Consider the following 24,691-nt stretch of genomic DNA (forward strand, 5'->3'; position numbering starts at 1 on the left):
CCCGTCTTCTCCGCCCTTTACCGCCCGGCGTCACGCGGTGTCCGGTATCGGCAGCGGCCGTTTTTCTAGCGCTGCGGCCATGACCTCGGGGAACAGGTCGGGCGTGCAGGCGAAGGCCGGTGCGCCGAGCGCGGCCAGCGCCGCCGCGTGCTCCCGGTCGTACGCGGGCGCGCCCTCGTCCGAAAGCGCGAGCAGCGCCACGAACTGCACCCCGGACGCCTTCATTGCCGCCACCCGCTTGAGCATCTCGTCGCGGATGCCGCCCTCATAGAGGTCGCTGATCAGCACGACCACGGTCTCGGCGGGCCGGCTGATCTGTGACTGGCAGTAGGCGAGCGCCCGGTTGATGTCCGTTCCACCGCCGAGCTGGGTGCCGAAGAGGACGTCGACCGGGTCGTCCAGCTGGTCGGTGAGGTCGACCACCGCCGTGTCGAAGACGACCAGCCGGGTACTGATCGACCGCATGGAGGCGAGGACCGCGCCGAACACCGAGGCGTAGACCACGGACGCGGCCATCGACCCGGACTGGTCGATGCAGAGCACGACCTCCTTCTTCACCGACCGCGCGGCGCGCCCGTATCCGACGAGCCGTTCCGGCACCACCGTGCGGTACTCCGGCAGGTAGTGCTTGAGGTTGGCCGCGATGGTGCGGTTCCAGTCGATGTCGTGGTGGCGTGGGCGGCTGATCCGTGCGCTGCGGTCGAGGGCGCCGGTGAGGGTGGCCCGGGTACGGTTCGCGAGCCGTTTCTCCACGTCCTCGACGACCTTGCGCACGACCGCGCGTGCTGTCTCCTTCGTCGTCTCCGGCATCGCCTTGTTCAGCGACAGCAGCGTGCCGACCAGGTGCACGTCCGCCTCCACCGCCTCCAGCATCTCCGGCTCCAGCAGCAGCGAGGCGAGGCCGAGCCGGTCGATGGCGTCGCGCTGCATGACCTGGACGACGGACGACGGGAAGTACGTGCGGATGTCCCCGAGCCAGCGCGCCACGGACGGCGCCGAGGCACCGAGCCCCGCCGAACGGTCGTGTCCCGCCTGCGGCCTGTCCCCCTTGCCGTACAGCGCGGCGAGCGTGCCGTCCATCGCCGCGTCCCGTCCCGACAGGGCACATCCGGTGCCGTCGGCCTGATCGCCGCCGAGCACCAGCCGCCACCGCCGCAGCCTCTCCCCCGCCGGATCGCCGACATCCGCCGGCCTCACACCGGTCGGCCTCACATCGGTCGGCCTCACATCGGTCGTCATGCGCCCACCCCCGCAAGCCTGGTGTCCTCGCCATACCCGGCCGCGTCGTCCAGGCCGAGCAGCAGCCGCAGTACCGGCAGCACGGCGTCGGCACGTCCGGTGTCCGGTTCGGCGGCGAAGCCGGGCGTGACGGCTCCGTAGGCCGCCCGGCCGGCCGACGGGTCTGCGGGGCCGCGCCGGACCAGTTCGCCGAGCGTTCTGCGCACTCCCGGCTCATATGCGGCGAACGTGCGCCGCAGCAGCGGCAGTACGTCCGTGAACGCCTCCGCCGACACCCCCGCCAGCCAACTGTCCACCAGCCCGAGCAGCCGCTCGTCGTGCACCAGCAGCAGCCCGCCCCCGCCGCCGACGAAGCCCTCGATCCAGGCTGCCGCGTCTGCCGGCGGCGTCCCCGGCGACAGCGCGAGTCCCATCAGCCGCGCCGCCTCCCCGGGCCGCAACTCCCCGTCGTCCAACAACAACCGCACGGCCCGCCCCCGCAACACACCGGGCACGCTGTCTCGCAACGACAACGTCCGCAGCACGCCCCGCCACCGGTCCCGCAGACCGCCCAACCCGGCTCCGGAGACGGCAACCTGATCCGTTGCCCCCGCATCAGCACCAGCCGGCGTCTCCGACAGCAACCCCACCGCCGCATGCACGGCGTCCACATGGCCGCGCATCTCCTCCGCGGCGTCGCCGTCGAGGGCGGCGCACGCCGGGGGAAGGCCGACGAAGATCCGTTCGGCGAGGCCCGCGGCGACGCCGGCCAGCGCACCGGTGTCGGTGCCGCGCACGTCGCCGTAGCGCAGGGAGCGGACCAGGGCGGGCAGGGCCTGGGCGAGATGGCCGACGTCCGTGTCGAGCGCCGCCCGGTCGGCGAGCACCCGCATGACCACGGGCAGGGCGTCCGGCAGACCGGCGAGCAGGCACTGCTCGGCCAGCGCGGTGACGTCGGCCAGGGTGCGCGCGGCCGTCGCGTCCGCCTCGGCCTTGGCCTGTGCCGCCGCCAGTACCGTCGTCCCCCACACGCCCGCCTCGGCGACCCGCACCGACAGCTCCGGCTCCCAGCGCAGCCGCCAGGTCTCCCGGAAGGTGCCCGTGCTTCCCCGTGAGCGCGCGGGTTCGCCCCAGCCGACGCCGAGCAGCCGCAGCCGGTGCAGCAGCCTGCTGCGGTTGGCGTCGGTGTCACCCCGCAGGTCCAGTTCCAGTCCGCGCTCCAGCGCCTCCGGTTTGAGCCGCAGGGAACGCTGCTGCCGGGCCAGGTCGCGCTGCAGCGGCACCGCCGGTGCCGACTCCGGGACCTCGCCGAGGACGTCCCCGACGACCAGCCGGTCGTGCACCAGCGCCAGCGGCACGTCCGAGCCGTCGCCCATCACCGCGCGCACGGCGTCCGTGGTCTCGCTCAGCCCGGGCAGCGGGCGGCCGCGCAGCGCCGCCAGGGTCTCGGCGAGCCGGACGGCCTCGATGACATGGGCGGAGGAGACGATCCGGTCCTCCTCACGCAGCAGCCGAGCCACCCTGGTCAGCCAGCGCTCGACCGGCCGGTCGGCGGCGTGGTGGAACAGATGGCCGTACCAGCCGGGCGAGTCGATGCCCGCGCCGTATCCGCTGGACCGGGCGAGTCTGCGGTGGGTCCAGGGCACCCAGGTCAGGTCGGCCTTCACCTTGGGCAGCCCCTTCAGCAGGGCCCGGTCGGCGGCGACGGTCGTCTTCACGCGCAACGCGGGCACGTGCCAGGCCCCGCAGACCACGGCCAGCCCGTCCCCGAACTCCTTGCGCGCCGCCCGCAGCCGGAGCCGCATGTACGCCTCGCGGACCAGGTCCCGGGAGTGCCCGCCGGCGCCGTACCGCTCCCGGAGTGCGCCCATGGCCTCCTCCAGCGCGGCGAACGGGGCGAAGGGGTCCCGCCCTCCCGGGCCCCGGTGCTCGACGACGTCCTCCCACCAGCGTTCGGGGTCGTCGTATCCGGCGGCTTCGGCGAGCGCGGCGAGCGGGTCGACACGGACCTGCTCGCCGCCGTCCCGACTGCCCTCGCCGTCCCTGCTGCTTTCGGCGTTCTCAGGGCCCGCAGCGGTTTCCGCGGCGCCGGGCGCGGCGTGCGGTCCGGACACGGCAGGATCGTCCTGCCCGCCCTCTTCCCCCCGCTCTCCCCGTTCCTCCTCCCACGCGAGCGTGTGCGCGGCCGGCAGGTCGATGAAGTGGGCCGGGACGTCCTGTTCGAGGGCCCAGCGGATCGCCACCCATTCCGGGCTGAACTCGGCGAACGGCCAGAACGCCGAGCGGCCTGGCTCGTCCACGGCATGGGCGAGCAGGGCGACGGGCGGCCGCAGTTCCGGGTCGGCGGCCAGCGGGATCAGCGCATCGGCCTCGGGCGGGCCCTCGATCAGGACGGCGGCGGGCCGGGCGGCGTCCAGGGCGGCGCGCACCGCGCGGGCGGAGCCGGGGCCGTGGTGCCGCACGCCCAGCAGGAGCGGCCCGGAGCCGCAGGGCTGGGGCCGGCCGGTGTCGTTCACGCGCTCACCTCCCGGCATGCGCGGTAGAAGTCCGTCCATCCCTCGCGCTCGCGGACGACGGTCTCCAGATACTCCTGCCAGATGACCTTGTCGGCCGTGGGGTCGCGGACCACGGCACCGAGGATGCCGGCGGCGACATCGCCCGGGCGCAGTACGCCGTCGCCGAAGTGCGCGGACAGGGCAAGGCCGTTGGTCACCACGGAGATGGCCTCGGCCGTGGACAGCGTGCCGCTGGGCGACTTGAGCCTGGTGCGGCCGTCGGCGGTGATGCCGTCGCGCAGCTCCCGGAAGACGGTCACCACCCGGCGGATCTCCTCGATGCCGTCGGGCCCCGCCGGCAGGTCGAGGGAACGGCCGATCTGCTCGACCCGGCGGGTGACGATGTCGACCTCGGCGTCGGCGCTCTCCGGCAGGGGCAGCACCACGGTGTTGAAGCGGCGGCGCAGCGCGCTGGAGAGGTCGTTGACGCCTCTGTCCCGGTCGTTGGCGGTGGCGATGAGGTTGAAGCCGCGGACCGCCTGGACTTCCTGGCCCAGCTCCGGAACGGGCAGCGTCTTCTCGGACAGGATCGTGATCAGCGTGTCCTGCACATCGGCCGGGATACGGGTCAGCTCCTCGACACGGGCCGTCATGCCCTCGGCCATGGCCCGCATGACGGGGCTGGGTACGAGGGCGTCACGGCTGGGGCCGTGCGCGAGCAGCTGCGCGTAGTTCCAGCCGTAGCGGATCGCCTCCTCCGGGGTGCCGGCCGTGCCCTGCACGAGCAGGGTGGAGTCGCCGCTGACCGCGGCGGCCAGGTGCTCCGAGACCCAGGTCTTGGCGGTACCGGGCACGCCGAGCAGGAGCAGGGCGCGGTCGGTGGCGAGCGTGGTGACGGCGACCTCGACGATCCGGCGCGGACCCACGTACTTGGGTGTGATCACCGTGCCGTCCGGCAGGGTGCCGCCGAGCAGATACGTCGCCACCGCCCACGGCGACAGCTTCCAGCGGGCCGGGCGCGGGCGGTCGTCCTGCGCGGCGAGCGCGGCGAGTTCGGCGGCGAAGGCGTGCTCGGCGTGCGGCCGCAGCGCCTCGGCGCTCTCACCGTGGCTCGGTTCCGCGGTGGTCGGTCGCACGGACGCAGACGTGACAGACATGGCTGAGGTCCCCTCCAGCTCGGCCGGTTCGGATCTGGCATCTACCGTGCACCACGCCACTGACAATCGCTCTGACCTGCACAAACGCAAGCTCCGGACCGATTGTCAGTGGCGGGACCTACCGTCGGAGACATGACTGAGCAGGGGGTGCGCTGGACCGCGGAACAGGTGCTGGCACTGGCGCCTGACGCCGCGTCACGCAAGGCGGGAGGCAAGCTCGGCACGGCCGGTCCGTGGTCCGAGGCGGGAAGCGGAGAGGGGACGGTGTGGGGGCTGTGCAAGGGCAGCGGCAGCAGGCCGTATCAGACGGTGGTCGATCTCGCCGACGCAGCGGGCCCGGCGTACAGGTGCAGTTGCCCGAGTCGTAAGTTCCCGTGCAAGCACGCGCTCGGGCTGCTCCTGCTGTGGGCGGGCGACGACGGCTCGGTGCCGGCGTCCGCCGAGCCGCCGGACTGGGCCGAGCAGTGGCTCGCGGCCAGACGCAAGCGCGCCGGGAGCAAGCAGGCTCGGGAGGAGGGGAGTTCCCCGAGCGGGTCCGCCGATCCCGAGGCGGCACGGCGGCGGGCCGAGCGCCGGGCCGAGCGGGTCACCGCGGGTGCGACGGAGCTGGAGCAGCGCCTCGCGGATCTGCTGCGCGGCGGGCTGGCCGCGGCCGAGCAGGCGGGGTACGGCCTGTGGGACGAGACGGCGGCCCGCATGGTCGACGCGCAGGCGCCCGGTCTCGCCGCGCGAGTACGGGAGTTGGGGGCCATACCGGGGTCGGGTGCGGGCTGGCCTGCCCGGCTGCTGGAAGAGTGCGCGCTGCTGCACCTGCTCGACCAGGGCTGGCTGCACCGCGACCGGCTGCCGGACGCCCTCGCGGCCACGGTCCGCTCCCGGCTGGGACTGCCCGCCACGGCGGAGGGCCCGCCGGTCCGCGACCGCTGGCTGGTCCTCGCCCAGTACGACACGGTGGATCCGAAACTGACGACCCGCCGGATATGGCTGCACGGCGCCGCTTCGGGCGGTACCCGGCTGCTGTTGTCCTACGGAGCGGCCGGCCGGGCCCCCGAGCTGTCGCTGCCGGTCGGCCTGGCCATGGACGCGGAGCTGTCCGCCTATCCGGGCGCCGGTCAGGCCCGGTCCGCGCTGGGCGAGCGGTACGCCGCGCCCGCACCGGCCGCGTTCCGCCCACCGGGCACGACCACGGCCGAGGCGGCGGCCCGGTACGGCGAGGCGCTGCGGGACGACCCCTGGCTGGAGTCGGTCCCGGTGACGCTGGACCGGGTGATACCGGCCACGGACGGCGACCTGTGGCAGTTGGCCGACGCCGACACGGACTCCGCCCTGCCGCTGACCCGGGCCGCCCGCGTCCGCCCCGGGCTGTGGCGGCTGGTCGCCCTGTCCGGTGGCGGCCCGGTCACGGTCTTCGGCGAGTGCGGCCACCGCGGCTTCACCCCGCTCACGGCGTGGCCGGAGGGCACGGGCGAGGCGGTGCCACTGTGCTGACCGGCCTGCCGGGAAGGCAGCGGCGCCGCCCGGGTGCGGAGGGCGCCGCCACCGCTCCGGCGCGCAGGCACCAGCGCCCCGCAGACACTCGGGACTCAGACATGCACAGGGACGTGCAGGCACCCCTCGGACACGCGCAGGGACCCGCGGACACATGGGGACCCCTCAGCCACGCATAGGGCCCCTCGCACACACATAGGGAAGGGAAGGCGATGAACGGGACCACCTCGGCCGGCGACGTCACCGCGGCTGCCGCAAGCTCCTGGGAAGACCTGGTCACCACCGCTCTCCTCGGCACCGACCGGCGCCCACCGGCGCACGCCGGCTCCGGCCGGGAAGCCCCCCTCGCACTGCTCGACGAGGCGGCCGTGGCGACCGTACGGCGGCGGGCCGGGCTGCGCCCCGCCCGGGCAGCCCGCCGGCCGGATCCGGCGCCCGAGGATCCACGCCCGGCCCTGCCCGCAGCGGCGGCCCGCAGGCTCGCCACGCTGCTGGCCGACCGCTCCGGCGGCGGGACCGGTGGCCGCCGTGGCAGCTCCCCTGACCTCACGGAGCTGCTCCCCCAGTGGCTGGCGGCGGCCAACGCACACGGGTACGCGGCACCCGCACAGGCGCTGCCCGCCCTGCTGGACGCGGCCCGGGGCCGTACGGACCTGCGCCCGGCGGCGCTGGCGTTCGCGGGCCCGCGGGCGCTGTGGCTGGCCCGGCTGAACGCGGACTGGCGCTTCGCCCTGCGCGCGGCCCCCGGCGGCGGCACCGCACTGCCCGACCCCGGGGACGACGAGGAGGTGCGGCGGCTGTGGCAGGAGGGCCTGTTCGCCGAGCGGGTGGCCCTGCTGGGTGCGCTGCGCGCCACTGCGCCCGCGTTCGCGCTTGAGCTGCTGGCATCGACCTGGCCGACGGAGCGGGCGGAGGACCGGCTGATGTTCCTCGACTCGCTGCGCACGGGCCTGTCGGGCGCGGACGAGCCGTTCCTGGAGCAGGCGTTGGCCGACCGCAGCCGCAATGTGCGGGCAACGGCGGCGGAGCTGCTGTCGACGCTGCCCGCTTCGGCGCTCGCCGCACGCATGGCCGTACGGGCCGTGGCGTGTGTGGCCCTCGACCGCACAGGGAACTCTCCGGCGATCGCGGTGGAGGCGCCGCTCGAGTGCGACTCCGGCATGGAGCGTGACGGTGTGGTGGCCACACCTCCCGCAGGCAGAGGGGAACGCTCATGGTGGCTGGGGCAGTTGGTGGAGGCGGCACCGCTCGGCGCCTGGCGGGAGCGGCTCGGCGGGCGGACGGCGCAGGAGATCGTGGCGCTGCCGGTGACGGACGGCTGGCAGGGCGAACTGCACGCGGCCTGGTGCCGGGCGGCGGTGCGGCAGCGGGATGCCGAGTGGTCGAGGGCGCTGCTCGGCTCACCGTCGGCGCCGGAGGCCGGCGGGCCGGGCGCGGTGTCACTGGCCGAGCGCGCGAAGCTGCTGGCCGCCCTGGAGCCGGCGCAGCGGGCCGCGTGGGTGGCGGGATTCATCGCGACACACGGCCTGTCGGAGGCGTTCCAGCTGCTCGGGGTGTGCGCGGTGCCCTGGGCCGCACCGCTGGGCCGGGCGGTCGTGGACGCGCTGAACATCGCGCGGGACGCGGGCAGTTACCCATGGAGCTTCAGCGGGGTGATGGGCCTGACGGAACGCTGCCTGGACCCCGCGGAGGCCACCCGGCTGGAGGGGCTGCTGGCGATACCCGACGAACGGGAGGACGCGGCGCCGGGCGCCGGAGGGTATTGGGCGGAGGCGTTCCAGCGGCTGGTGACCACGTTGCGGTTGCGGGCGGAGATGGCGGCGGAACTCGCACCCGGCGAGCGGCCGCCGCCCCTGCTCGCAGCGTCGGCTCAGCCGCCGGAGGCGGCCGGCTGACGGACGTTCTCCCGCACCCACTCCACGATCGACGCGGTCGTGGCCCCCGGCGTGAAGATCTCCGCGACGCCCTTCTCCTTCAGCGGCGGGATGTCCTCGTCCGGGATGATGCCGCCGCCGAAGACGAGGATGTCCTCGGCGTCGCGCTCCTTCAGCAGGCCGATCACCGCGGCGAACAGCGTGTTGTGTGCGCCGGAGAGGATGGACAGACCGATCGCGTCGGCGTCCTCCTGGATGGCGGTGTCCACGATTTGTTCCGGCGTCTGGTGCAGGCCGGTGTAGATGACCTCCATACCGGCGTCGCGCAGGGCACGCGCGATGACCTTGGCCCCGCGATCGTGGCCGTCGAGCCCCGGCTTGGCGACCACCACGCGGATCGGACCGGCTGCCACACCCATCACTGCCTCCATCAAACGACCACGGAAGCGATCGCTTCCGTCCGTAACGACAAGTACCGCACTTTTGGCGCGTTCCGCCACCCGTCGCGAAGTGAACGAACGTTATCTCCAGCATCCCGCAACCGGCAGTTTTACGGTGCGCAGCGAGGGGGAAATCACAATGGAGGGACATCAGGGCACACGGGGGACAGAGCCGTCCTCCGGCGTGCCGACAGGAGGTCGGCCATGAAGGTCACCGGGATACTGCCGCTCTTCCTCCCGCTCTGCCGCCGCCTGTGGCCCGGCAGACTGGCCGGACTCTCCGTGGCATTGCTGAAGGCGACGGCTCTGGAGGCCGCGATCCTGACCGGCCACCTCCTGCTGTATCCGACCGGCCTCGCCCAGGAACGCCGCTCCCCCGCCCTGCCCGCCCAGGACGGCACCGCCCAGCTTCCGGTCCGGTCCGGCCCGCCGGTGGTGCTGCTGCACGGTTTCATCGACAACCGTTCGGTGTTCGTGCTGCTGCGCCGCAACCTCGCCCAGCATGGCAGGCAGCGCGTCATATCACTCAACTACTCCCCGCTGACCTGCGACATTCGCGCGGCCGCCGAGCTGCTCGGCCGGCACGTCGAGGAGATCTGCGAGCGCACCGGCAGCGACCGGGTCGACATCGTGGGGCACAGCCTCGGCGGGCTGATCGCGCGCTATTACGCACAGTGCCTCGGCGGCGACCTGCGGGTGCGCACGCTGGTCACGCTGGGTACGCCGCACTCGGGGACCAGCGCGGCGCCGCTGGCCAACGCCCATCCGATCGTGCGCCAGATGCGTCCCGGTTCCGGGATCATCGAAGAGCTGGCCCGGCCCGCGCCCGGCTGCCGTACGCGGTTCGTCAGCTTCTGGAGCGACCTGGACTCCGTGATGGTCCCGCTGGAGACGGCCTGTCTGGAGCACCCCGACCTCGACGCGCAGAACATCCGGGTGACCGGCATCGGGCATCTCGCCCTGCCCGTGCACCCGGCCGTCGCGGCCGGAATACGCACGGCTCTCGACACCCCGCACCCCGGGGACCGGGCCGCGGGCGGTCTGACGGTGGCGTGACACCGACGCACAGGTGACAAACGGTCACCCCACGTCGAACATCAATCGAACCCTCGGCCAAACTCGTGTCCGGCACCCCCCGAAACACCGCCGAATGCCCGTTTACCGCCAACGCGAAACCAGCTGAAGATTGTCGCGCCCAGGTACCGGCGGGTACAGTCGCCGCACTGCTCTGGCAGCCCCTGTTGTCGAGGCGAAAGAGAAGTTGGTGAACGACCGTCACCCGTCGGGGACCATGACCACCCCGGCTCCGGCTTCCGACGCCTCCGCCGCGCATCACGCGGCGTACGGGACGCACGAAGCCCCCTACGGCGACCTCACCACGTACGGCGGCTACGGCGCCACCGGTTTTCCGGACGGCACCGGCTCCTTCTCCACCGACCCGCTCTTCGGCAGCCTGCCCGGCCAGCAGACCAGCAGCGCGTACGAGACCGGGCAGTGGCAGGCCGGCCAGACCCTGAACTACGACCCGTACGCGGCCCAGCACCACACCGCCTACGACTCCGGCGTCCATGACACGACCGCGTGGACGGTCCCCGCCCAGGCGACCGGTCATGACATAAGCGGCTGGGGGTCTCCCCACTGGGGGAGGGACGAGAGCGCCTGGCTGGAGCCCGACCAGTCGGGCGGGTCCGACCCGACCCAGCATTGGGAGTGGGGCACCCAGACCTTCGAGTCGGGCACGTACGACGCCACCCAGTGGAACTCCGGCGGCCAGGGCATGACGGCGGAGCCGGAGCAGGCCGGCGAACCGTTCGACCAGCAGTCCACCGCCCTCTTCGAGCAGGTCGGCGAGCCGACCGGGGCCTTCGGGCACGTGCTGTACGAGCACGAGGTGCCGTACGGGGACACCGCCTTTGCCGGACAGCGTTCTGCGGACTCCGCGGACGACGAGCCGGGCGGCACGGGTGAGCTGCCCGCCGTGACCGATCTGCTGGACGACCAGGAGGAGATCACTCCGGCGTCCGCGACCCGCGCCGGCTCGCGCAGCGCCGCGCGCTCCCGCCGTCGTACCCCGGCCAAGCGCTCCGCGCTGCTGACCGTTGCCGTGCCCTCGGCCTGTGTGATGGGCGTCGCCGGGATTGCCGCCGCCTCGGTCGGCGCCCTGACCGACGGCCGTGGCAAGGACACCACGGCCTCCGCGTCGGATGCGCACGCGGTCAAGCCGTCGGTCGCCAACAGCAAGCTGGACAGCCAGCTCCGGACCCTGTCCGCCGGTGCCGACGACTTCGCCGACCGGGCGAGCCGGACGCAGGAGCGGATCGACCTCAAGAACCAGCAGGAGCTGGAGAAGAAGAAGGCAGCGGCTCAGGCCGCGCTCAAGGAGCGGCTGCGCCCGAAGTTCGTGCTGCCGGTCACGCAGCGGGGGCTCAGCGCCTACTTCGGCCAGGCGGGCGTGAACTGGATGTCGGTGCACACGGGCATCGATTTCCCCGTCTCCTACGGCACCACGGTGATGGCGGCCACCGACGGCGTCGTCTCCACGAAGTGGAACAGCGCCTACGGGAACATGCTGATCGTGACGGCGAAGGACGGCACGGAGACCTGGTACTGCCACCTCTCCGGCTACCGCGTCGCTTCCGGTACGGCCGTCAAGGCCGGTCAGCCGATCGCCTACTCCGGCAACTCCGGCAACTCCACCGGCCCGCACCTGCACTTCGAGGTGCGGCCCGCGGGCGGGGCGGCCATAGACCCGCTGCCGTGGCTGAGGAGCCACGGACTCGATCCGACCTGAGCATCCAGTGGGCCCTCGCCGTTCGGCGAGGGCCCTCGTGGTCTTACAGCTTCTCCACCGGTGCGTACCGCAGCAGCAGCCGCTTCGGCTTGGCGTCGCCGAAGTCGATCGTCGCCTCCGCGTTCGAGCCCGTGCCCTTCACGGCGACGACCGTGCCGAGCCCGAACTGGTCGTGGGTGACCCGGTCCCCGACGGCCAGTGCCACCACCGGCTTCTCCGCCGTGCGCCGCGTGGCGAAGCCGGACGCGCCCGACGCCGAGGAACGCGAGCGGGTCGAGGACAGCGAGGCCGCGATCCCGGAGACCGGGCCGGAGGAAGCCGGTGCCGTCGCGCCGGTCCGCTTCCACTCGACATGGGCGGGCGGGATCTCCTCCAGGAAACGGGAGGGCGGGTTGTACGACGGCTGGCCCCAGGCGCTGCGCATCGCGGAGCGCGTGAGGTAGAGCCGCTCCCGCGCGCGCGTGATGCCGACGTACGCCAGGCGCCGCTCCTCCTCCAGCTCCTTGGTCTGGCCGAGGGCGCGCATGTGCGGGAAGACGCCGTCCTCCATGCCGGTCAGGAAGACGACAGGGAACTCCAGGCCCTTGGCGGTGTGCAGGGTCATCAGGGTGATGACGCCGTCGCCGTCCTCCTCGTCGGGGATCTGGTCCGAGTCGGCGACCAGGGCGACCTGCTCCAGGAAGTCGGCCAGCCCCACCGGCTCGCCCTCGCCGCGCTCCTGCTCGAACTCCAGCGCCACGGCCGCGAGTTCCTGGAGGTTCTCGATGCGGGTCTCGTCCTGCGGATCGGTGGAGGCCTGCAACTCGGCGAGGTAGCCGGTGCGTTCCAGGACCGCCTCCAGGACGGTGGCCGGTCCGGCGCCGGACTCGGCGATCGTGCGCAGGTCCTCCATCAGCGTGTTGAACCGCTTGACCGCGTTGGTGGAGCGCGCGGCCATGCCGTACGCCTCGTCCACACGCTTCAGCGCCTGCGGGAAGCTGATCTTCTCGCGCTGGGCGAGGGCGTCGACCATCGCCTCCGCGCGATCGCCGATGCCCCGCTTGGGCACGTTGAGGATGCGGCGCAGCGGCACCGAGTCCTCGGGGTTGGCGAGGACCCGCAGATAGGCGAGGACGTCCCGGACCTCCTTGCGCTCGTAGAAGCGGACCCCGCCGACGACCTTGTAGGGCAGGCCGACGCGGATGAAGATCTCTTCGAAGACACGGGACTGGGCGTTGGTGCGGTAGAAGACGGCGACGTCGCCGGCCTTGGCCTCGCCCGCGTCCACCAGGCGGTCTATCTCTTCGGCGACGAACTGCGCCTCGTCGTGCTCGGTGTCGGCGACGTATCCGGTGATCCGCGCGCCCTGGCCGGCGTTGGTCCACAGGTTCTTCGGGCGGCGGGACTCGTTCCGCTCGATGACCGCGTTGGCGGCGGACAGGATGGTCTGGGTGGAGCGGTAGTTCTGCTCCAGCAGGATCGTCGTCGCGTCCGGATAGTCCTCCTCGAACTGGAGGATGTTGCGGATCGTCGCACCCCGGAAGGCGTAGATCGACTGGTCCGCGTCACCCACCACGCACAGTTCGGCGGGCGGGAGGTCGTACTCGCCGGGCGGGGTGTCCTCATCGTGTTCCCCGGTGCCGACGAGCTCCCGTACGAGCGCGTACTGGGCGTGGTTGGTGTCCTGGTACTCGTCGACCAGGACGTGCCGGAAGCGGCGGCGGTAGTGCTCGGCCACGTCCGGGAAGGCACGCAGCAGGTTGACCGTCGTCATGATCAGGTCGTCGAAGTCGAGGGCGTTCGCCTCGCGCAGCCGCGACTGGTACAGGGCGTAGGCCTGGGCGAGGGTCTTCTCGAAGCCGTCGGTGGCCTGGGCGGCGAAGTCCTCCTCGTCGATCAGCTCGTTCTTCAGGTTGCTGATCTTGGCGCTGAAGGACTTCGGCGGGAAGCGCTTGGGGTCGAGGTCCAGGTCGCGGCAGACCAGGGCCATCAGGCGCTTCGAGTCCGCGGCGTCGTAGATCGAGAACGACGACGTGAAGCCGAGCTTCTTGCTCTCGCGGCGCAGGATGCGCACGCACGCGCTGTGGAAGGTCATCACCCACATCGCGTGCGCGCGCGGGCCGACGAGCTGCTCGACGCGCTCCTTCATCTCGCCCGCGGCCTTGTTGGTGAAGGTGATCGCGAGGATCTGGCCCGGGTGCACGTGCCGCTCGGCGAGGAGGTGGGCAATGCGGTGGGTGAGCACACGCGTCTTGCCGGAGCCGGCGCCGGCGACGATGAGCAGCGGCGAGCCGGCGTGCACGACCGCGGCACGCTGGTTGTCGTTCAGCCCTTCCAGGAGGGCCGCCGCGTCGAGCGCGGGGCGGGGGGCGCCGTCGCGGTAGTAGGCGTCCCGGTCCGGCGGCACGTCGAACTTCCCGCCGAACAGATCGTCCGGAATCGACTCCGGAGCGTGATCGTCCTCGGGCGGCGGCGGGGGCTCCTCCTCGCGCCCGCGAGGGGGCTGGAGGTCCGCCAGGAAGCTGTCGTCAAAGAGGCTGCTCATCGCTCTACGAGTCTAGGGCGCCCCACCGACAACCGGTCGCCGTCCCGGCAAGATGGCCGACCGGCGAAGCGGCGGACATCCTGAGGCACGGCCCTGACGCTGCGGAATCACCCGATGACGTGGACGTGATCCCGACGCCGGATCACGAAAATGTATCGGACATATCACGCACCAACCTTCACACTAGTCACACCGGTTGGCTAGGTTGCCGTCAGGCCGCGTGCGCGGCCTCCGCCGAGTCCGGCGCGCCCGCACGGCGCCCGGAGCCGGGGACCCACCGAATCCTGGGGTGAATCGGCCGACTCCCGCCCGGGACGAGGCCGTAGGGCAACCCTTCCGAACCGCCGCCCGAACCCGACAGCTAACCCGGTAGGCGGCTCACTGGAAGGAGTCGCCTCCCTTGGCGTCGCACCGCAAGACGCGCCCCGGCGGGGCCATCGGGACGGGCCTGCGCACCCCCGCCCTCGCCACCGCCGCCCTCACCTCCATGGCCGTGCTCTCGCAGACCGCAGAGGCCACCCCGGGTACCGATCACGCCAAGCCGAGCCTGGAGGAGGTCGAGAAGAAGGTCGACGACCTCTACCGCCAGGCGGAGTCGGCGACCGAGAAGTACAACGCGGCCAAGGAGCGGACAGGAAAGCAGCGGGGCCGCGTCGACGCCCTGCGCGACGACGTCGCCCGGCGTACCGAACGCCTCAACAAGGCCCGGGAGGAGCTGGGTTCCTTCGCCGCGGCCCAGTACCGCACCGGCGCCGCCGCACCCGACACGGCCACCTTCCTGCTCGCGGACAGCCCGCAGGACTACTTCGACCAGAGCCAGCTGATGAACCGGCTGACCTCGCGGGAGAAGAGCGCGGTCGACGGCTACATCGGCGAGCAGGCCGCGACCATGAGGAAACGGCGGGAGGCAGCGGAGAGCCTGCGGACGCTGACCGACTCGCAGCACGACCTGCAGACCGCCAAGGCGACCGTCCAGAAGAAACTCGCCTCCGCGCGCAAGCTGCTGTCACAGCTGACGGCCCAGGAGAAGGCGCGGCTGGCCGCCATCGAGCGGGAGAAGCAGCAGGAGGCGGCACGCAAGGCGGCCGAGCTGGCGAAGCGGCAGGCAGCCCAGCAGCAAGCCGCTTCGTCGCCGTCCTCGTCGTCGTCATCCTCCTCCTCGTCGTCCGGATCCGGTTCGACGGGCTCCGGCTCGACCGGGTCCACGGCCCCCAGTTCGGACGGCACGAAGGCCGAGAAGGCGATCGCCTTCGCCCGCGCACAGATCGGCAAGCCGTATGTGTGGGGCGCCACCGGGCCGGACTCCTACGACTGCTCGGGCCTTACCCAGGCCGCCTGGAAGGCGGCCGGCGTCACCCTTCCGCGCACCACGTACGACCAGGTCCATGCGGGCACCACGGTGTCACTGGCCGACGCCCGGCCGGGCGACCTGGTCTTCTTCTACGACGACATCAGCCACGTCGGCCTCTACATGGGCAACGGCATGATGATCCACGCCCCGAAGCCGGGCGCGTACGTCCGCGAGGAGTCGATCTACTACGGCGGAGAGTCGATCATCCACAGCGTGGTCCGACCGGGCTGACCGAACCGGCCGACTTCGCCCCACGCGCGCGTACCGGCGTTTTCGCCCTCCACGCGCGCGTGCCCTTCCCGGGCAGGGACCGTGCGGCTCCCTAGCATCGGGCGCATGCCCGGCATCCCAGGTCTGCGTCCATGGTGGGCGGAGCGGCCCCCCGCGGCCGGGGCCGCCGTGATGGCGACCGGCATCCTGTCGGTCGGGCTGCATGTGACCGGACACGAGGCGCTCTCCCGGGTGACGCTCGCGATGACCGGCGTCGCCTGGGTGGCGCTGGCCGCCGACTTCGTCCTGCGGCTGCTCTGCGAGCGGCAGCGCTGGGTGGCCGAGGCGGAGAGCCCCGGCGCGCTCACCTCCGTCGCCGCGACCACCGTGCTCGGTACCCGGGTGTCGGAGCTGGGCCGGCAGGCCGCGGCCGAGGCGCTGCTGGCGCTCGCGGCCCTGCTGTGGCCGGTGCTGCTGGTCCTGGTCGTCCGGCACTGGAGGCGGCGCATGCCGGGAGCGGTGTTCCTGTGTTGTGTGGCCACACAGGGGCTCGTCGTACTGGCCGCGACGCTGGCCGCGGCCCAGCGCACGGCATGGCTCGCGCACGCTGCGCTGGGCCTGTTCTGGCTGGGGCTGGTGCTCTACGGCCTCGCGCTGGCCCGCTTCGACGCACGGCAGGTGCTGGAGGGGGCCGGTGATCACTGGATCGCCGGCGGAGCGCTGGCGATCTCCGCGCTGGCGGGGGCGAAACTGCTCGTCGCCGGGGATGCGGGCCTGTATCTGTGGGACGAGGACGACCGCGGTGTGCTGCGCACCGTGACGGTCGCGCTGCTCGTCCTGGACCTGGCCTGGTATCTCGTGCTGCTGACCGCCGAAGCGGTGCGGCCCCGACGCGGCTACGACGTGCGGCGGTGGGCGACGGTGTTCCCGATGGGGATGACGGCGGCGGCGACGCTGACCGTCGCGACCGTCCTCGCCGTCCCATGGCTCAGATGGCCGGGACGGGTGCTGCTGTGGGTGGCGGTGGCGGGGTGGCTCGCTGCCGCCGCCGGTGCGGTGCTCGCGGCCCGCGCCGGCGGCAGGGACGGCTGACCGTCAGGTCCACAGCACGGCAATGAAGATGTTCGCCATGGTCAGCAGGCCGACCAGCCCGAACAGGCCCTTGTCGGTCTTCTCCTCGTCGCGCTTCACATAGACCAGCCCGAGGATCACGATCAGCAGCGCCAGCTTGACACCGATCTTGATGGTGTTGACGTGGTGGTCGTCGGCCTGGTTGAGGCCGACCAGGGCCACGCCGGTGACCAGCATGGTCAGCGCACCGTGCAGCATTCCGGGGACGAACCGGGCCGTGCCCTGGCCCATCGCCTTCATCTGGGTGAGGAAACCGCCGAGCAGCGCGGCGATACCGATGATGTGCAGGCCGACGAAGAGATGGATGAGTACGTCCATGGAGCCGGAGCCTAATTGCCGGTAACAGCCCCAAGGACGGCAGGGTGCCGTTCCGGGGACGTCCGAGCGGTGAGGGCCGACACGCCTTGCGGGAGCCGGGCCGGCACCACACGGTCTCGCCCCATAGCACCCCCCGCCTCCCATCCGTCCCGGTTCCCGCACTTCGGTCATCACGCTGCGTGAAGGCGACGACGACCGACCGACGACACAGTCACATACGGTCACGTACCAACCCGTTGGGGCCAGTTCCGTACACCGCGTTACCTGCCTGTCACAGTCGGGCCTAGCGTCCTCCCCCAGGTGACCGGCTCCCCACCGCCGCCCGGGCCAGGGGCGGCCGTCGGCCACCACCGCCGAGAAGGTCCGGCGGTGGTCCGCTTCCCCTGTGCGGGCTGCCGCCGGACGTCGTACGGACCGCTCGGTCGGGCCGACCGGCCGGACCCCTCGGTCGTACGAGTCGTACGGAAGGACGTGACGGCCCAGGTGGCAGCGCACCGCAAGCCCCGGCAACGCTCGATCGGCGGCCCTACGGCCCGGACGGCCGCCACACTCGCCCTGGCGGGCGTGGCCACCGCGGCGGGGTTCGACGGGACGGGCCATGCCGAGCCGCAGCTGACGCCGGCCGAGGTGAAGGCCAAGGTCGACAAGCTCTACCAGGAGGCCGAGGCCGCCACCGAGAAGTACAACGGCGCGAAGGTGGAAGCGGACACGGCGCAGCGGCACCTGAACACGCTGCGGGACGAGACCGCCCGCAAACAGGAGAGGCTCAACGGCACCCGGGAGGCGCTCGGTTCGTTCGCGGCGGCGCAGTACCGCGACGGCGGGTTCGCCCCGTCCTGGCAGCTGGCCCTGTCCGGCAACCCCGACCAGTACCTGGAGAACGCCGCGTTCGCCGAGCGGGCCGGCGACCGGCAGGCCGCCGCCCTGTCACGGGTGCGCGAAGAGCTGCGGCAGATCGAGCAGTTGCGCGGCGCCGCACGTGTCGAGCTGGCGTCACTGCGGTCACGGCAGGCGCAGCTGAAACGGCACAAGAAGATCATCACCGGCAAGCTGGAAGAGGCCCGGCGGCTGCTGGCGCGGCTCACTCCGCAGCAGCGCGGCGAGGTCACCGGTGGCGGCGTCGCGCCGGGACGTGCCTCCCGCTCGGCCTCCGACGCCCGTGACGCACTGGAGCAGGCCGGGTCGGCCACGGCCCCGAACGCCCGCGCCGCGGCGGCCGTCTCCTACGCCTACGCCAAGCTGGGCAGCCCCTATGTGTGGGGCGCGACCGGCCCGAACGCCTTCGACTGCTCGGGTCTGGCCCAGGCCGCCTATCGCTCCGCCGGTGTCTCCCTGCCCCGCACCACCTACGCCCAGATCAACGCGGGACGGCGCGTGTCACGCTCCGAACTCCTGCCGGGGGACCTGGTGTTCTTCTACTCCGGCATCAGCCACGTCGGCATCTATGTGGGCAACGGGCAGATGATCCACGCCCCGAACCCCTCGGCCCCGGTCCGGCTGGCCCCGGTCGACCTGATGCCGTTCGCGGGGGCCACCCGGGTGGCCTAGCCCCGCCAGGGCCCAGGGGCGGCGCCGCAGGGGTCAGACCAGTCGGCGGGCCGTCGCCCAGCGGGTCAGTTCATGACGGTTGGACAGCTGGAGCTTGCGGAGCACCGCCGAGACATGGGACTCGACCGTCTTCACCGAGATGAACAGCTGCTTGGCGATCTCCTTGTAGGCGTAGCCACGGGCGATCAGGCGCAGCACCTCGCGCTCGCGCTGGGTGAGCCGGTCCAGGTCCTCGTCCACGGGCGGGGCGTCGGTGGAGGCGAAGGCGTCGAGGACGAACCCGGCCAGCCGCGGGGAGAAGACGGCGTCACCCTCCTGGACGCGGAAGATGGAGTCGACCAGGTCGGTGCCGGTGATGGTCTTGGTGACATAACCGCGGGCGCCGCCGCGGATCACACCGATCACGTCCTCCGCCGCGTCCGACACGGACAGCGCGAGGAAGCGGACCGGCCGCTCGGTGTCCGCCGCCAACGCCGCGCACCGGCGCAGCACTTCGACACCGCCGCCGCCCGGCAGGTGGACGTCGAGGAGGACCACCTCGGGCCGGGTCGCGGTGATGACCGTGACCGCCTGGTCGACGTCCGCGGCCTCGCCGACCACCTCGACGCCGGTCTCGGCGGTCTGCCCGATCTCGGCCTGGACACCGGCGCGGAACATACGGTGGTCGTCCACGAGCACCACCCGTACGTGCCGTCCGCCCGCACCACCGTCGGCGGCCCCGGACCCGGTCGCCCCGGCGCCTCCCGCCGTGCCGTTCGCCTCGGTCGCGTCGCTCATGCCGTTTTCTCCGCCCTCTCCATCTCCAGCTCGACCTCCGTGCCGCCGCCCGGCACCGACCGCAGCCGGGCCGTGCCGCCGTAGCGCTCCATGCGGCCGATGATCGATTCTCTGACACCCATGCGGTCGGCGGGTATCGAGTCGGGGTCGAAGCCCGGGCCGCGGTCGCGCACGGACACGAAGACCGTGCTTCCCTCGACCTCGGCATAGACCTGTACGGCGCCGCCCTCGCCACCGTACTTGGCGGCGTTCACCATCGCCTCGCGCGCGGCCTGCATCTGCGCGCCGGTTCTCTCGTCCAGCGGGCAGTCGCCGACGATGACGACCTCGATGGGCACCCCGTGCTTGTCCTCCACCTCGGCGGCGTTGCGCCGCACCGCCTCGGCGACCGTGTCCGGCTCGTCGGCCTCGTCCTTGCCGGTGCCCTCCGGCTTGTACAGCCAGGTGCGCAGGTCGCGCTCCTGGGCGCGGGCGAGGCGGCGGACCTCGTTCGCGTTGTCGGCGTTGCGCTGGATCAGGGTGAGGGTGTGCAGCACCGAGTCATGGACATGGGCGGCGACCTCGGCGCGCTCCTGGGCGCGGATGCGCATCAGGCGCTCCTCGGACAGGTCCTGGGTCATACGGACCAGGTACGGGCCGGCGAGGAGCGTGATGCCGACGAGGACGGCGAGGGCCGCCTGGAGGACCGCGCCGAGGTGGGCGGCCGAGCCCTGCAGCACGAAGACGGCGGAGACACCGGCCGTGACGAGCAGGACACCGCCGGCCGCGCGCAGCAGGGTGAGGGTGCGGCGCCGGCGGCCGACCTCGACCCAGCGGGCCCTGCGGGCGTTGTCCGCCTGGCGCCAGACGAGGGCGACACCGGCCGCGACGAGGACGGCGGGAACCAGATACACCTTGGCGCCGTTGCCCAGATTGACGCTGCTGACGAAGACCACGGACACGATGACCATGAGGAGCAGCGCGACGATCTGGCCCTTGTCCGGCTTGCGGGCCACGAGTCTGCGGCGGCCGTCCGGCGCGGTCTCGCTGCCGAAGAGCGACTGCTTCTGCTCCACGACGCCGCCGACGCCGAGCGGGACCCAGAACCAGAACGCCGCATACAGCAGCGCTCCGAATCCGTGAGCCATGAACAGGCCGACGAAGGCGAGCCGCACCCAGATGACGGGCAGCCCGAGATGCCCGGCGAGGCCCCGCGCCACTCCGCCGAGCCAGCGTCCGTCGCTGCTGCGGTAGAGCTTGCGCGGCGGCCGCGGGTCGTCGACTGGCAGGCTTGCGGCTTCCGGCATGCCAACGATGGTCACACGGCCGGCGGGGCCAGGCATCAGGGTCGGCCCCCGAGACGCCCCTGATCTTCGGCGGGGCCGGGTCGGGGAGCACCGGGCGGTGGCGCTTCCGCGCCGTTCGAACGGTTCCCCGCCCGGTCTCAGGGCCGATTTCAGGGTTCGCCCAGGGTCGTCCCGGCTGCCGCGGCGGCGGCCGGGCCGTCACCATGGACGCATGACGGATCACGAGCACGCCGCGACGGGTCCGGGACCCGGCCCCGGCCCGCGCCCGGCCCCGGGCACCGGACCGACGGATGCCGCGCCCGCCGCGACGGACAGGACGGGAGCGGCCGGCACCGGCACCCACACCGACGCACACGCCCACGCCGATGCCGACGCACTGCAGCAGGAGCAGCCGGCCGCCGGAGCCCCCGAGCGGTTCCGGCGCGACCGCCGGCACAAGATGATCGCGGGCGTGTGCGCGGGCCTGGGCCGGCAGACCGACATGGACCCGGTCATCTTCCGGATCACGCTGGCCGTGCTGTCCGCGACCGGCGGCATCGGCCTGATCTTCTACGGGTTCGCCTGGCTCCTCGTGCCGTACGAGGACGAGGAGGAGAACGAGGTCCGCAAGCTGCTGACGGGCCGGGTCGACGGCCAGGCGCTCGCCGCCGTGCTGTTCGCCCTGGTCGGCTGCGGGATCTTCCTGACCATGCTAAGAAACGGCGGGGTGCTGACCTTCGCCGTGGTGCTCTCCCTGCTACTGGCGGGCGCCGGGTACTGGTCGCGGCGCCGTGGTGCCCCCGACCCCGACCCGCTCGCCGCGCAGGCCGCCGCCGACGCCCCGCCGGAGGCACAGGCCCCGCCGGTCGTCACCACCTATCCGTCCTGGTGGCGTGACCCGATCGTCAAGGACGGCACGCATGACGGCGGCACCGGCTATCTGTGGGGGCCCGGCGACGCCCGCCGGCGGGACCTCACCTCGGTGGTCGACGTCGGCGTCGCCCTCCCCTGGACCCACCACGGCTCCATACAGCCGCGGCCCGCTGCGCCCCCGAGACCGCGCGAGCCGCGCTGGATCGGCGGCTGGGTGTTCCTGCTGGCTCTGGTGACGGGCGGCCTCGGCACCGCGCTGACGTGGGACACGCATCCGCTCGGCACCAGTCTGCAGACCGGTCTGGCGTGCGCGCTGGGAGTCTTCGGCCTGGGCGTCGCGGTCAGCTCGTTCCTGGGCCGCACGGGAGCCGGGACGGTGTTCCTGGCGATCGTCACGGCGGCGCTGCTCGCCGGGGCGGCGGCCCTGCCCAAGGACATCACCACCCACTGGAGGGACGCTTCCTGGAAGCCCGCCGCGACGGCACAGGTACAGCCGGAGTACGACCTCGGCACCGGGCGCGGCACGCTGGACCTGAGCCGGGTGCATCCGGGCAAGGGGCGGACGGTCACGACCGACGCCCATGTGGGCGCGGGGCAGCTGAAGGTGATCGTGCCGGCGGACGTGACCGTGCGGATGACGATCGACGTAGGAGTGGGCGACATCCGGTCGCCCGAGGACAGCGGGAAGGACGTGGACGTGCAGCCCGGCAGGCATGCAGACGTGACGCTGGCTCCGGCCAGGGACGCCAAGGACACGGGCACGCTGAACCTCACGCTCGGGGTCGGTGTGGGACAGGTGGAGGTCAGTCGTGCTGCGTCATGAGTTCCAGCCCGGGAGGCTGGTCGCCGGGCTCTTCCTCACCGCCGCGGGTGCGGCCTTCGCGGGAGACGCGGGCGGGCTGTGGGAGACACCCTGGTTCGCGGTCGTGCCGCTGATCGTGGGCGGCCTCTGTCTGGCCGGTCTCACGGCAGCCGTGGCCCGGGGGATACGCAGACGGGGCGGCGCCGAGAGCTGAGCGCTCCGCTGGACGTGCCGCGATGTGCCGTCCGGCGCCTGCAGCGCCGTGGTGGCTGGTCGCTCCCCGCGTTCTCGGCTTCGCCCGAACCCGGGGTCCACCATCGCGGCGATGGCCGGGGACCGGACAGGGCTCCGCGGCCCTTCGGGGCGCGGCCGGGCTAGCGGTAGCCGCCCAGCGTCCGGCGGCGCCGGGCTCGCCAGGCCGCATCGAGGGAGAGGTAGGGGGCGCCGGCGAGGATCAGGGGCAGCCAGGCCATCAGGTAGGCGAGGTCGTTGCCGTAGTAGTAGGGGCTCGTCGCCCAGCTCACCGTGAGCCACAGGCTGAGCGAGATCAGCGCGCCGCCGAGCGCGGCGAGCCGGCCGAGCAGACCGAGGAGGGTGCCGATGCCGACGGCCAGTTCACCGAGGGCCATGGCGTAGCCGAAGCCGGCCGGGGCCTTCAGGGCCAGGTCGACCAGGGCCGGGACGGCGGCGGAGTCGCGGGCCGCGCGCATGGTGTCGCCGACGGATCCGGCGCCGCCGGACTTCAGGAAGGCGCTGTCGGTGAGCTTGTCGAGGCCGGCGTAGAGGAAAGTGACGCCGAGGAAGACACGGAGGGGCAGAAGGGCGTAGTGGGTGGCGGTGTCCCGCCAGCCGCGGAAACCGTTCAAGCCGGTGGTGTGCGTGTCCGTCCGGATGCCGTGCGTCATCGTCGCCAGCCGCCTCTCGCCCGCCGTTGAGCCCCTCACTGACCATACGTACGACAAGGGGAGGCAGTTCAATCCGATCCCGGGTCTTTTTCCGGATTTCGGCGCCCCGTGCGAGGACGCCGAAGGGGGCCGTCAGGTGCGGGCCCTGATCCGCCGCACGGCCGGTCGTGGTCCGGCCGGTCCAGAAGAGCGGGGGTGGTGCACGTCGTTCATTCGGTCACCTGGACGATGCACCGGTTGGTCGCGATCCCGGCCGCGGTGACCACCTGCACCTCCACCGCCCCGGGCTCGACATCGGCCGGTACGGGCACGGTCAGGACATTGTCCGTGGGGTTGCGGAAGCCGCCGGTGACGGGGACCAGCGGGACGTGCACATCGACGGCGCCGATCCGGACCACCATGCGGGAGAGCCGGTCGGCACCGCGGGCACCGGGCGGCACGAAGCCGGCACCGCGGATCTCGATGTCGTCGCCGGTGCGGATCGGCCCGTCCAGGTCCCCGGGCTCGCGGACCCGGACCACGGACAGGACGACCGGGCGGCCGCCCTCGGCGTACTTGCCGGCCAGGTAGGTGGCGGCCGAGACCAGCACCACCACGCCCAGCCCCCAGGGCAGGTCGGGCAGCTGGTCGGGGCGGCGGGCCAGCCGTACGGCGGCGAACAGCAGGGCGACGGCGCTGATGGCGACGTACTGGATGTCGGCGAAGGCGCCCCGGCCGGAGTCGTCGGTGAGCAGATCGGCGGCGCGCGGCCGGTGCGCCGGTACCTTCTGCAGCCGCTGGGCGAGAACGCGCAGGCCCACCACCCGGCGGACCAGTATCGCGATGCCGCACACCACGGCCAGGACGGTCACCACGCCGGCGCCGCGCGCGAGGGCGAGGCCGGAGATCAGCGCGTCGCGTTCGGCGTGGTCGGAGGCGGCGGCCAGCCGCGCCGCCAGCAGCAGGACGGCGTAACCGACGAACAGCACCCAACAGGCGGCGACCGTACGGGAGGTGGACATCCGGTTGTCCTCGCCGATCACCGGGGCCAGTGCCCCGCCGCGCGCCCGGTGCAGCCAGGAGGCGGCGCTGAGCGTGATGGCGACGACGAGCGCGGCGGCGAGGGCCGCGGTGCGGGCGCCGCTCCAGCCCGCGCCGACCGCGGTGAGCGCCTCGCCGAGCAGCAGCGCGAGGACCGCGCCCCACACCGTGCAGACCGTCCGCAGCCAGAGCCGGGCGAGCCAGGCCTCGCCCTCGGCGCGGCCGCGTTCGGCGACGGCCTCCGCCCGCTGGGTCAGTTCCTCGGAGACCCACCGGCGGGACGCCGAGGCGGAGTGCGCCACGGCCGCCGGCAGGCCCTGCCCGGCCGCGTAGTCGTCCCGCAGGCGCAGGAACGCGGCGACGGCCCGCCGGTGCCCCTCCCGGGCGCCGTGCGGGCAGTCCCCGCAGGCGCAGCCGCCCTCATGGATCGCCTCGGCACCCGTGCCCTGCCTCGCCTCCTGCACCGCCACGCCCGGCGCCCGCCTTCCCCACGACCTTCGGCAC

At 72.9% G+C, this 24,691-nt stretch carries 19 protein-coding genes and 1 riboswitch; of the genes, 9 read left to right on the forward strand and 10 right to left on the reverse strand.

Going from position 1 to position 24,691, the window contains the following annotated elements; translation table 11 throughout:
- Positions 1-30: 30 nt before the first annotated feature.
- The 3 genes from ACZ41I_RS19110 to ACZ41I_RS19120 are packed head-to-tail and all read right to left on the reverse strand — an operon-like array spanning position 31 to position 4,870.
- Positions 31-1,239: a VWA domain-containing protein gene (locus ACZ41I_RS19110; protein ID WP_468514632.1), complete on the reverse strand. Its 1,209-nt coding sequence runs from the start codon at positions 1,237-1,239 to the stop codon at positions 31-33.
- A complete protein-coding gene (locus ACZ41I_RS19115) occupies positions 1,236-3,752 on the reverse strand; it encodes a DUF5682 family protein (protein WP_468514633.1) in 2,517 nt (838 codons plus the stop codon). Before ACZ41I_RS19115 ends, ACZ41I_RS19110 begins: the two co-directional genes overlap by 4 nt.
- Positions 3,731-4,870 carry an ATP-binding protein gene (locus ACZ41I_RS19120; protein WP_468514634.1) on the reverse strand — a complete coding sequence of 380 codons (1,140 nt, stop codon included), beginning with the start codon at positions 4,868-4,870 and terminating at the stop codon, positions 3,731-3,733. The genes ACZ41I_RS19115 and ACZ41I_RS19120 overlap by 22 nt, the downstream gene beginning before the upstream one ends.
- A gap of 132 nt (positions 4,871-5,002) precedes the next feature.
- On the opposite strand from ACZ41I_RS19120, the gene ACZ41I_RS19125 reads away from it, so the two are divergent.
- Together ACZ41I_RS19125 and ACZ41I_RS19130 are read left to right on the forward strand one after the other, a co-directional pair.
- The gene (locus tag ACZ41I_RS19125) at positions 5,003-6,358 is read left to right on the forward strand and encodes an SWIM zinc finger family protein (RefSeq protein WP_468514635.1); all 1,356 of its coding nucleotides are present in this window, start codon (positions 5,003-5,005) and stop codon (positions 6,356-6,358) included.
- Positions 6,359-6,570: 212 nt separating this feature from the next.
- Positions 6,571-8,253: a DUF5691 domain-containing protein gene (locus ACZ41I_RS19130; RefSeq protein ID WP_468514636.1), complete on the forward strand. Its 1,683-nt coding sequence runs from the start codon at positions 6,571-6,573 to the stop codon at positions 8,251-8,253.
- Here ACZ41I_RS19130 and ACZ41I_RS19135 read toward each other — a convergent pair.
- Positions 8,229-8,651 carry a cobalamin B12-binding domain-containing protein gene (locus ACZ41I_RS19135; protein WP_363214762.1) on the reverse strand — a complete coding sequence of 141 codons (423 nt, stop codon included), beginning with the start codon at positions 8,649-8,651 and terminating at the stop codon, positions 8,229-8,231. The two genes, ACZ41I_RS19130 and ACZ41I_RS19135, sit on opposite strands and share 25 nt — an antisense overlap.
- Before the next feature lie 225 nt (positions 8,652-8,876).
- Here ACZ41I_RS19135 and ACZ41I_RS19140 point away from each other — a divergent pair, with 225 nt between their 5' ends.
- Entirely contained in the window at positions 8,877-9,728 is an 852-nt protein-coding gene (locus tag ACZ41I_RS19140; RefSeq protein ID WP_363214761.1) for an esterase/lipase family protein, read from the forward strand.
- Positions 9,729-9,936: 208 nt separating this feature from the next.
- A complete protein-coding gene (locus tag ACZ41I_RS19145) occupies positions 9,937-11,463 on the forward strand; it encodes a M23 family metallopeptidase (RefSeq protein WP_468514637.1) in 1,527 nt (508 codons plus the stop codon).
- Between the two features lie 43 nt (positions 11,464-11,506).
- Here ACZ41I_RS19145 and pcrA read toward each other — a convergent pair whose 3' ends face one another.
- Entirely contained in the window at positions 11,507-13,987 is a 2,481-nt protein-coding gene (gene pcrA / locus ACZ41I_RS19150; protein ID WP_468514638.1) for a DNA helicase PcrA, read from the reverse strand.
- A gap of 222 nt (positions 13,988-14,209) precedes the next feature.
- Positions 14,210-14,379: riboswitch (cyclic di-AMP (ydaO/yuaA leader) on the forward strand.
- An 8-nt stretch (positions 14,380-14,387) separates the two neighbouring features.
- Between pcrA and ACZ41I_RS19155 the strand changes: the two genes are divergently transcribed.
- Positions 14,388-15,569: a C40 family peptidase gene (locus tag ACZ41I_RS19155; RefSeq protein ID WP_468514639.1), complete on the forward strand. Its 1,182-nt coding sequence runs from the start codon at positions 14,388-14,390 to the stop codon at positions 15,567-15,569.
- 105 nt (positions 15,570-15,674) lie between these two features.
- Positions 15,675-16,640 carry a tellurite resistance/C4-dicarboxylate transporter family protein gene (locus ACZ41I_RS19160; protein WP_468514640.1) on the forward strand — a complete coding sequence of 322 codons (966 nt, stop codon included), beginning with the start codon at positions 15,675-15,677 and terminating at the stop codon, positions 16,638-16,640.
- A gap of 3 nt (positions 16,641-16,643) precedes the next feature.
- Here ACZ41I_RS19160 and ACZ41I_RS19165 read toward each other — a convergent pair whose 3' ends face one another.
- On the reverse strand, positions 16,644-16,997 hold the full coding sequence (locus ACZ41I_RS19165; RefSeq protein WP_363214756.1) for a hypothetical protein: 354 nt from the start codon (positions 16,995-16,997) through the stop codon (positions 16,644-16,646).
- A 483-nt stretch (positions 16,998-17,480) separates the two neighbouring features.
- Here ACZ41I_RS19165 and ACZ41I_RS19170 point away from each other — a divergent pair, with 483 nt between their 5' ends.
- Positions 17,481-18,545: a C40 family peptidase gene (locus tag ACZ41I_RS19170; RefSeq protein WP_468324872.1), complete on the forward strand. Its 1,065-nt coding sequence runs from the start codon at positions 17,481-17,483 to the stop codon at positions 18,543-18,545.
- A gap of 33 nt (positions 18,546-18,578) precedes the next feature.
- Here the strand turns inward: ACZ41I_RS19170 and ACZ41I_RS19175 are convergent, their stop codons facing one another.
- Positions 18,579-19,322: a response regulator transcription factor gene (locus tag ACZ41I_RS19175; RefSeq protein WP_363214755.1), complete on the reverse strand. Its 744-nt coding sequence runs from the start codon at positions 19,320-19,322 to the stop codon at positions 18,579-18,581.
- Positions 19,319-20,644 (reverse strand): ATP-binding protein, encoded by a 1,326-nt coding sequence (locus ACZ41I_RS19180; protein ID WP_399763718.1) that lies wholly within the window; start codon positions 20,642-20,644, stop codon positions 19,319-19,321. The genes ACZ41I_RS19175 and ACZ41I_RS19180 overlap by 4 nt, the downstream gene beginning before the upstream one ends.
- A gap of 175 nt (positions 20,645-20,819) precedes the next feature.
- Here ACZ41I_RS19180 and ACZ41I_RS19185 point away from each other — a divergent pair, with 175 nt between their 5' ends.
- Both ACZ41I_RS19185 and ACZ41I_RS19190 read left to right on the forward strand, forming a co-directional pair.
- Positions 20,820-22,283, forward strand: coding sequence for a PspC domain-containing protein (locus ACZ41I_RS19185; RefSeq protein WP_468514641.1), 1,464 nt, complete (start codon positions 20,820-20,822; stop codon positions 22,281-22,283).
- Complete coding sequence (locus tag ACZ41I_RS19190; protein WP_399763712.1) at positions 22,270-22,476, forward strand: hypothetical protein; 207 nt, start codon at positions 22,270-22,272, stop codon at positions 22,474-22,476. Before ACZ41I_RS19185 ends, ACZ41I_RS19190 begins: the two co-directional genes overlap by 14 nt.
- A gap of 160 nt (positions 22,477-22,636) precedes the next feature.
- On the opposite strand, the gene ACZ41I_RS19195 is transcribed toward ACZ41I_RS19190, so the two are convergent.
- Both ACZ41I_RS19195 and ACZ41I_RS19200 read right to left on the reverse strand, forming a co-directional pair.
- The gene (locus ACZ41I_RS19195) at positions 22,637-23,167 is read right to left on the reverse strand and encodes a DoxX family membrane protein (RefSeq protein ID WP_363214751.1); all 531 of its coding nucleotides are present in this window, start codon (positions 23,165-23,167) and stop codon (positions 22,637-22,639) included.
- Positions 23,168-23,376: 209 nt separating this feature from the next.
- Positions 23,377-24,657: a hypothetical protein gene (locus tag ACZ41I_RS19200; RefSeq protein WP_399763706.1), complete on the reverse strand. Its 1,281-nt coding sequence runs from the start codon at positions 24,655-24,657 to the stop codon at positions 23,377-23,379.
- Positions 24,658-24,691 lie beyond the last annotated feature (34 nt).

This window comes from Streptomyces sp. NPDC030799 (assembly GCF_055572255.1).

What these genes read in the sequence shown, in the direction of transcription:
- ACZ41I_RS19110 (WP_468514632.1), bottom strand. Translation starts at nt 1,239, where the DNA reads ATGACGACCGATGTGAGGCCGACCGATGTGAGGCCGACCGGTGTGAGG.
- ACZ41I_RS19115 (WP_468514633.1), bottom strand. Translation starts at nt 3,752, where the DNA reads ATGCCGGGAGGTGAGCGCGTGAACGACACCGGCCGGCCCCAGCCCTGC.
- ACZ41I_RS19120 (WP_468514634.1), bottom strand. Translation starts at nt 4,870, where the DNA reads ATGTCTGTCACGTCTGCGTCCGTGCGACCGACCACCGCGGAACCGAGC.
- ACZ41I_RS19125 (WP_468514635.1), top strand. Translation starts at nt 5,003, where the DNA reads ATGACTGAGCAGGGGGTGCGCTGGACCGCGGAACAGGTGCTGGCACTG.
- ACZ41I_RS19130 (WP_468514636.1), top strand. Translation starts at nt 6,571, where the DNA reads ATGAACGGGACCACCTCGGCCGGCGACGTCACCGCGGCTGCCGCAAGC.
- ACZ41I_RS19135 (WP_363214762.1), bottom strand. Translation starts at nt 8,651, where the DNA reads ATGGGTGTGGCAGCCGGTCCGATCCGCGTGGTGGTCGCCAAGCCGGGG.
- ACZ41I_RS19140 (WP_363214761.1), top strand. Translation starts at nt 8,877, where the DNA reads ATGAAGGTCACCGGGATACTGCCGCTCTTCCTCCCGCTCTGCCGCCGC.
- pcrA (WP_468514638.1), bottom strand. Translation starts at nt 13,987, where the DNA reads ATGAGCAGCCTCTTTGACGACAGCTTCCTGGCGGACCTCCAGCCCCCT.
- ACZ41I_RS19160 (WP_468514640.1), top strand. Translation starts at nt 15,675, where the DNA reads ATGCCCGGCATCCCAGGTCTGCGTCCATGGTGGGCGGAGCGGCCCCCC.
- ACZ41I_RS19165 (WP_363214756.1), bottom strand. Translation starts at nt 16,997, where the DNA reads ATGGACGTACTCATCCATCTCTTCGTCGGCCTGCACATCATCGGTATC.
- ACZ41I_RS19175 (WP_363214755.1), bottom strand. Translation starts at nt 19,322, where the DNA reads ATGAGCGACGCGACCGAGGCGAACGGCACGGCGGGAGGCGCCGGGGCG.
- ACZ41I_RS19180 (WP_399763718.1), bottom strand. Translation starts at nt 20,644, where the DNA reads ATGCCTGGCCCCGCCGGCCGTGTGACCATCGTTGGCATGCCGGAAGCC.
- ACZ41I_RS19185 (WP_468514641.1), top strand. Translation starts at nt 20,820, where the DNA reads ATGACGGATCACGAGCACGCCGCGACGGGTCCGGGACCCGGCCCCGGC.
- ACZ41I_RS19195 (WP_363214751.1), bottom strand. Translation starts at nt 23,167, where the DNA reads ATGACGCACGGCATCCGGACGGACACGCACACCACCGGCTTGAACGGT.